The sequence below is a fragment of the Oleiphilus sp. HI0123 genome (genome assembly GCF_001635315.1).
Genome location: NZ_LWGE01001709.1, coordinates 1 through 2,392, shown reverse-complemented (window position 1 = coordinate 2,392; position 2,392 = coordinate 1). Strand labels below are relative to the sequence as shown.

2 protein-coding genes are annotated in these 2,392 nt (G+C 41.5%); both read right to left on the bottom strand.

Annotation, left to right across the window (positions count from 1 at the left end; genetic code table 11):
- Nucleotides 1–270: 16S rRNA (guanine(527)-N(7))-methyltransferase RsmG (locus A3761_RS23125; RefSeq protein ID WP_231881295.1), on the bottom strand; the 270-nt coding region annotated here is incomplete at its 3' end.
- Between the two features lie 35 nt (nt 271–305).
- Nucleotides 306–2,201: a tRNA uridine-5-carboxymethylaminomethyl(34) synthesis enzyme MnmG gene (gene mnmG / locus A3761_RS23120; protein ID WP_068507310.1), complete on the bottom strand. Its 1,896-nt coding sequence runs from the start codon at nt 2,199–2,201 to the stop codon at nt 306–308.
- Nucleotides 2,202–2,392 lie beyond the last annotated feature (191 nt).

Genomic DNA, 2,392 nt, shown 5'->3' with positions numbered 1-2,392 from the left:
TATACCGGGTAATCCAGGGCCGGTACCGATATCAGCGATGTCCTGACCTTTTATATAAGGAGCAATGCTAAGCGAGTCGACCAGATGTTTAATCAACATTTCTTCCGGGTCACGAATAGCCGTCAGATTGTAGGCTTTATTCCATTTGATCAATAACTCTAAATAGTCGAGTAAAAGGCCATTCTGCTCTTCATTTAGAGTAATACCTATTTTTTCTGCCGCGTCGCTTAGAATATTACTAAAGTTGGCACGTTGCGATGCATTGATCACGTCTATTCTCTTTTAAGATACGTGAAGTGCCGAAATCAGGCACTTTCATGTTTGATTGATTTAGATAAAGATTTTTTCTTCAGATATATGAGTACCAATGACACAGCAGCCGGTGTAATTCCCGGAATTCTAGATGCCTGGCCAATTGTTTCTGGTTTAACCTCTAATAGTTTTTGCTTAATCTCATTGGATAGACCAGAAATTCCATCATAATTGAAATCGATTGGCAGCTTGGTTAATTCATTCTTTCTTAAACGATCAATCTCATCCTGTTGACGACTGATATAACCATCATACTTGGTTTGTATTTCAATCTGTTCAGCAACAGCATTAGAAATTGTTGGATCACCGTTTATTTCAGCAATACTTTGATAATTGATTTCAGGACGCTTTAGCAAGTCACGAAGGCTGTATTCTCTCGAAATAGGTCGATCAAAATATTTGTCAGCAATCTTCCCACCTTCTGAGCCAGGTTGCACCCAAGTTGTTTTTAGACGCTCTGTTTCTTTCTCGATTGCTTCGCGCTTGCTTGAGAATTGTGACCAGCGCTCATCACCTACAAAACCTAAATTACGTCCGATCTCAGTTAACCTTAGGTCAGCATTATCTTCGCGTAGTAACAAACGGTATTCAGCACGGCTTGTAAACATACGGTAAGGCTCACTGGTTCCTAGTGTAATCAGATCATCAACCAGTACTCCGATATAAGCTTCATCTCGACGAGGGCACCAAAGCATATCACCACTTGCTTTCAACGAAGCATTCATACCAGCAAGTAAACCTTGGGCACCGGCTTCTTCATAACCAGTTGTGCCGTTAATTTGGCCAGCGAAAAACAAGTTCTCGATAAACTTTGTCTCTAGGCTTTGTTTCAAGTCTTGAGGGTTAAAGAAATCGTACTCAATTGCATAACCAGGCCGCGTAATATGTGCTTTCTCGAAGCCCTTCATTGAACGCACTAAGTCAATTTGCACATCAAAGGGCAAACTAGTTGAAATGCCGTTTGGATATAACTCATGCGTTGTCAGCCCTTCAGGCTCGACGAAAATCTGGTGGGAGTCTTTATCTGCAAAACGATTAATTTTATCTTCAATAGAAGGGCAGTAACGTGGGCCTGTTCCTTCTATGATGCCTGTAAACATGGGTGAACGATCAAAACCTGAGCGAATAATCTCATGCGTACGTTCATTAGTATGGGTTACATAGCAAGAAATCTGTTTTGGATGTTGTTCAACTGTGCCGGTATAAGACATTACCGGTAAAGGTGTATCACCTGGCTGTTCGTCCATTACGCTAAAATCAACTGAACGTGCATCAATTCGGGGCGGTGTACCCGTTTTTAAACGGCCAACACGAAAAGGCATTTCTCTTAAGCGTTTTGCCAATGCTATCGACGGTGGATCTCCCGCACGTCCACCTGAATGGTTTTCTAAACCAATATGAATAACACCGCCTAAAAAGGTTCCAGTTGTCAAAACAACGGTCTTTGAATGGAAGCGAACTCCCATATTGGTGACAACGCCACAAGCCCGGTCATTTTTAACAATCAAGTCATCAGCCGATTGTTGGAAGATATCCAGGTTTTCCTGGTTTTCCAGGGTTTCTCGAATTGCGGCTTTATATAAGATTCTATCTGTTTGTGCGCGTGTAGCTCTTACCGCTGGCCCTTTACGGCTATTCAGCACTCGAAATTGAATACCCGCCAAATCGGTTGCTCGTGCCATAGCACCATCTAGAGCATCGATTTCTTTAACAAGATGACTTTTACCAATACCACCAATTGCTGGATTGCATGACATTTGACCCAGCGTCTCGATATTATGCGTAAGTAGAAGGGTTGATGAGCCGCGACGCGCTGCGGCTAAAGCAGCTTCAGTCCCGGCATGTCCACCACCAATAACAATAACATCGTAATGTTTTGCGAAATCCACCTAGCATCCCCAGTCAAATAAAATAGCCGCGCATTATAAAGATTTGAGTGATAAATAGCAGCCTTTATAGTTTATTTTTTATACAGTTTTGCACTTATGACTCAAATTTTGAGTGTCTTAAAATAAATCTGTGTTCTTAATGTAAATAAATGAACATTCACTCAGTTTTAATGAATTCAAGCACTTATCAC